5 protein-coding genes are annotated in these 4,882 nt (G+C 75.9%); 3 read left to right on the forward strand and 2 right to left on the reverse strand.

Annotated elements, in window-relative coordinates:
• Positions 1-128 precede the first annotated feature (128 nt).
• Positions 129-1,187 (forward strand): DNA integrity scanning diadenylate cyclase DisA, encoded by a 1,059-nt coding sequence (gene disA / locus DVA66_RS17115; RefSeq protein ID WP_232822036.1) that lies wholly within the window; start codon positions 129-131, stop codon positions 1,185-1,187.
• A 21-nt stretch (positions 1,188-1,208) separates the two neighbouring features.
• Here the strand turns inward: disA and DVA66_RS17120 are convergent, their stop codons facing one another.
• Complete coding sequence (locus tag DVA66_RS17120) at positions 1,209-2,000, reverse strand: hypothetical protein (protein ID WP_157974081.1); 792 nt, start codon at positions 1,998-2,000, stop codon at positions 1,209-1,211.
• A gap of 118 nt (positions 2,001-2,118) precedes the next feature.
• Here DVA66_RS17120 and DVA66_RS17125 point away from each other — a divergent pair, with 118 nt between their 5' ends.
• Both DVA66_RS17125 and DVA66_RS21735 read left to right on the forward strand, forming a co-directional pair.
• Positions 2,119-2,976 carry an HhH-GPD family protein gene (locus DVA66_RS17125; protein WP_232822037.1) on the forward strand — a complete coding sequence of 286 codons (858 nt, stop codon included), beginning with the start codon at positions 2,119-2,121 and terminating at the stop codon, positions 2,974-2,976.
• Positions 2,977-3,152: 176 nt separating this feature from the next.
• Positions 3,153-3,707 carry a DUF4190 domain-containing protein gene (locus DVA66_RS21735; RefSeq protein ID WP_157974082.1) on the forward strand — a complete coding sequence of 185 codons (555 nt, stop codon included), beginning with the start codon at positions 3,153-3,155 and terminating at the stop codon, positions 3,705-3,707.
• On the opposite strand, the gene DVA66_RS17135 is transcribed toward DVA66_RS21735, so the two are convergent.
• Positions 3,704-4,681, reverse strand: a complete 978-nt coding sequence (locus DVA66_RS17135; RefSeq protein WP_114561150.1) for a squalene cyclase — start codon at positions 4,679-4,681, stop codon at positions 3,704-3,706. The two genes, DVA66_RS21735 and DVA66_RS17135, sit on opposite strands and share 4 nt — an antisense overlap.
• Positions 4,682-4,882: the final 201 nt, after the last annotated feature.

Raw genomic sequence — 4,882 nt, forward strand, 5'->3', positions numbered from 1 at the left:
CGCGCTGGAGGCGGTCGGTGTGCTGGGCGGGCGGGGACGGAGGGAGGGCCGCGAGGAGCCGGCGGAGGGCTGATCGCCGCCGCGCCGAGCGGGCCGACGGGCGCGGGCCGGCCGACTAGGGTGCTGGCGTGACCACCCTCCCCCCGGCCCAGCTGCGCCGCTACCGCGCCATGCTCGCCCCCGGCACGCCGTTGCGGGACGGGTTGGAACGGGTGGGAAGGGGTCGCACCGGCGCGCTGGTCGTGCTCGGCAGCAACCGCCAGGTCGAGCAGGTCTCCACCGGCGGCTTCCGGCTGGACACCCCGCTGACGCCGATGGCGCTGCGCGAGCTGGCCAAGATGGACGGCGCGCTCGTGCTCAGCAGCGACCAGAGCCGGATCGTCGCCGCCGGCGTGCACCTGATGCCCGACGCCGCGATCCCCACGCTGGAGACCGGCACCCGGCACCGCACCGCCGACCGGGTGGCCCACCAGACCGGGGTGGGAGCGGTCACGGTGTCGGCCTCGATGGCGACGATCGCGCTGTTCCTGGCCGACGGACGGCACGCGGTGGAGCCGTCTGGCGTGATCCTGTCCCAGGCCGACCAGGCGCTGCGCACCCTGGAGCGCTACGCGGTCCGGCTCCGCGCGCTGCTCAACAAGCTGTCCTCCCTGGAGGTGCAGGACCAGGTGACGGTCAAGGACGTCGTGCTGGTGCTGCAGCGGCTGGAGATGGTGCGCCGGCTGGAGCTGGAGCTGGAGGAGTACGTGGTCGCCCTCGGCACCGACGGCCGGCTGCTGCAGCTGCAGACCCGTGAGCTCGACACCGGCGGGCTGGAGGTCGCCGAGCTGGTGGCCCGCGACTACGGCAGCGAGACCCTCACCCTCGACCCGTCCGCCCTGCACGGGCTGGAGATGTCGGCCCTGCTGGAGCCCACCGTGGTGGCCCGCACCGTCGGCTTCTCCGAGGACGACCACCTCGACAGCCGGCTGAGCGCGCACGGGCACCGGCAGGTGGCCCAGATCGAGCGGCTGCCGGCGGCGCTGGGTGAGCGGCTGCTGGCGCACTTCGGCGGTCTGCAGGCCCTGTTCAGCGCCTCCCGCGCCCAGCTGCAGGAGGTCGAGGGGGTCGGTGAGCAGCGAGCCCGCACCATCCGCGAGGGGCTGATCCGGGTGGCCGAGTCGGCCTACACCGAACGACCGGTCTGAGCGGACGTCCCGCCCGGGCGGTCAGCGCAGCCGCATCACGAGCTGCACCGGGTCGGCCTGCTGGAACAGCGCGGTGGCGACGTGAGTGCCCGCTCGCAGCGGCGTCTCGGTGAGGCTGCAGTCGCCGTCGCTGCGCAGCCCGGGCCAGGTCATCGACCACTCGTGGGCCTGCTCCGGCTGCAGGGTGGTGGTCTTCGCCGGCACCCAGTCCGCGCAGTGGTCGGTGGTCCAGATCCGGTCGGTGCCGGAGTAGATGCGCAGCTCGAAGGTCTTCTCGTCCAGCACCAGCTCGCAGGCCTCGGACATGCCGTTGATCACCGACAGCGCGAACTCCTGGTCCTCGCCGCTGCGTACGCTGCCCGAGCCGACCAGCGTCACCCGCAGCTGCTCGGAGTCGCAGGTGACCGGGTCGGCCTCCTGCTGCTCCTCGTCGTCGACTCCGGCTCCGGCGTCCCGGGTCGGGGTGGGCTTCGGCTTCGGCGTCGGGGTGGTGGTCGGCTTCGGCGTCGGGGTGGTGGTCGGCGTGGGCTCCGCGTTCGGCGTCGACTTCGCGGTGGCGGTCGCCTTCGGGGTCGGTTCGGCGGTCTCGGCGTCCCCGGCCGCGTCGGTGGGGTCGGCCGAGGGTGTGGCGTCGGACGACGGCGCGTTGGGGCTGGGCGTCTCGGCCGGGACGGCCAGCACGTCGTCGCCGGAGGGCCGGAACGCCCACAGCAGCACGAGCACCACCAGGGCGACCACGGCGAGGACGGCCGCACGCCGCATCCAGTAGACGCGTGGCTCCTCCGGGCCGGCGGGGTGCAGCACGGAGCTCATGGCGTCAGACTAAGGAGCCGGACCCCCGGAACCGGCCAGGCGGCGCGGTGTGGCGCAGCCCGGGTGGCCCTACGCTGGCCCGGATGTCCGCTGCAGCCGCCGCCCCGGGCCCGAGGAGCTGGTCACCCGCACCCTGGCCTGGTTCGACCGGGAGGCCCGCGACCTGCCGTGGCGGCGTCCGGGCACCAGCCCGTGGGCCGTCCTGGTCAGCGAGTTCATGCTGCAGCAGACGCCGGTGGTGCGGGTGCTGGAGCCGTGGCGGGCCTGGATGGAGCGCTGGCCCGAGCCGGCCGACCTCGCCGACGCCCCACCCGAGGCGGTGCTGCGGGCCTGGGGCCGGCTCGGCTACCCGCGGCGGGCGCTCCGGCTGCAGGCCGCCGCCCGCGTCGTCGTGGAGCAGCACGGCGGACGGGTCCCCGCCGACCACGCCGCCCTGCTGGCCCTGCCCGGCGTCGGGGAGTACACCGCGGCCGCGGTCGCCAGCTTCGCCCACCGGCAGCGGCACGTGGTGCTGGACACCAACGTCCGCCGGGTGCTCGCCCGCACCCTCGACGGCCGCGCGCATCCCGACCGGACACCCACGGTCGCGGAGCGGCGCCGGGCCGCCGCCGTGCTGCCCGAGGAGCCCGAGACCGCTGCACGCTGGGCGGTCTCGTCGATGGAGCTGGGAGCGGTGGTGTGCACCGCACGACGTCCGCGCTGCGAGGAGTGCCCGGTCAGCGACCTGTGTCGCTGGCGCGCGCTGGGCTACCCCGCCTGGGACGGCCCGCCGCGGGTCGGGCAGCGCTGGCACGGCACCGACCGGCAGTGCCGTGGCGCGCTGATGGCCGAGCTGCGGGAGGCCGACGAGGACGTCCCGCGCACCACCCTGCTCGCCCGCTGGCACGACCCCGACCAGGCCGCCCGCTGCCTGGCGGCCCTGCTCGCCGACGGCCTGGCCCAGCAGCGCGGGGACGCCGTCGGCCTGCCCCGCTGACCGATCGCACCGCTCGACGAGGGGAAGGACGCGACGCCCCGGCTCCCCGCCTCCGCGGACCGTTCCCGACCGCGAGCGGGACGCCCGAGGGCTGTCGGAGGCCGCAGGACCCCTCGGACCCCCACGGGCACCGGGCCGGCGTGGGAGCATGGGCCCAGTCTCGTCAGGAGGAGCACATGAGCCAGCCGCCCGGCCCCGACCGTCCGACCGGCCCGGAGCACCCGGCGGGTCCCGGCATGCCGCAGCAGCAGCCCACGGGGTGGGTCTCGCCTCCGGCCGGGACTCCCGCGGCGGGTAGCCAGGCCGCTGGACCAGCTCCCACTGGCGCCGACCCCCATCCTGCTGCCCTCCCGCCTGACGGCGACGGCCCCACCGACCACCACCGCGGACCCGGCTACGGCTTCACCCCACCCGCCGGGCAGCCCTGGGACGCGCCCGCGACCAGCGGCTCCCAGCCGCCGTACCTGCCGCCCCTGCAGGACCACCCCAGGACCACGACGGTCTTCGTGCTCGGCCTGCTCGGGGTGCTGCTGGCGGGTGTGACCGGGCCGTTCGCGCTGGTGATGGGACGCCGGGCGCGCCGGGAGACGGCCGGGCGTCCCGAGCTCTACCGGCAGCGCGGGCTGCTGCTGGCCGGCTACGTCCTCGGCATCCTGGGCACGATCTACCTCGCCGGCACCGTGCTGCTGGTGATCAGCCTGATCCTGTTCGTCCCGGCGGTGACCGCCTAGGACGCCGTGCCCGCCCCGTCCCACCAGCGCAGCACCCGCAGCCCGTGCAGAGTGAGCCAGCGGGACGGCTGCCCGGCGGGCACGTCCTCGGCGAACCAGACCGCACCCCGCTGGGGGTGCTCCTGCAGCCAGGTGCCGTCCGGCCGCTGCCGGCCGAGCACCACCTCGACGGCATCGGCCAGCCGCAGGTCGGGGGCGCGGTCGTCGTGCAGGGCGGCGCGGCGGAAGTAGTCGGTGGCGTTGAGCGCGCTGTAGGCCGCCCGGAACGGGTAGCCGAACTGGCTCACCCACGGCGCGACCGGTTCGCCGGTGCTCAGCCGGTGCAGCAGCCGGCGCCGCAGCAGGTACTCCTCGCCGGTGTGGCGGACAGCCCGCAGGCTGTCGTCGCCGGTCAGCTCCTCGTACCAGAGCAGGCCCTTCAGCGAGTTCAGCGTGGAGTGGAAGGAGGAGCGGGTCGAGCCCTCCACCCACTCGCAGTTCCAGCCGCCGTCGGCGAGCTGGTGCTCGGCGAACCAGCGGGCCAGCGGTGCGACGTCGACGCCCAGCCAGGCCCCGGTGGCCAGCGTCCAGGCGTTGATGCAGCAGTCGACCTCACCGCCCCAGTAGGGCAGGTCGTCGTACTCCCAGCGGCTGTTCACGGCCAGCCGTCCCGCGGTGTCGCCGAGGGCGGCGGCGTCGGTCCCCCACTCACGCAGCGTGTTCAGCGTCCAGGTGGTCGCGGTCCAGGGCTGCCCGGCGGGCTCGTCGCCGGTGGGGTCGGTGACGTCGAAGCCGGCGGGGAAGAACGCGCCACCGGCCCACTGGCCGTCGGCGTCCTGCAGCGCGAGCAGCCGGGCGCCGTCGCCCTCGGTGGCGACCCGGGCCCGGGTGGCCTGCCACACCTGCGGCGGAGCACCGGCCAGGTCGCGCTCGACCTGCCAGCGCAGCGACGGGTCGCTGTCCAGCAGCCAGTCGAGCAGGACGCCCTCGCTCATGGCCCGAACGGTAGCGGTCGGACGTCCGCCGCGGGAGCCCTCGCCCGCGCCCCGGGCGGGGATCAGCCGACCAGGGCCGTCAGCAGCCGCAGGGACTCCTCCGCCCGGAAGGCGTGGCCGGCGTCGGTGACGACCAGCGGCGGTGGCGGCCCGCCGGCGGCCGCCCACACCGGCGCCAGCCGGGCGTGGGACTCCCGCGCC

Origin of the sequence: Desertihabitans aurantiacus, from assembly GCF_003344635.1 — a bacterium.
GTDB lineage: Bacteria > Actinomycetota > Actinomycetes > Propionibacteriales > Propionibacteriaceae > Desertihabitans > Desertihabitans aurantiacus.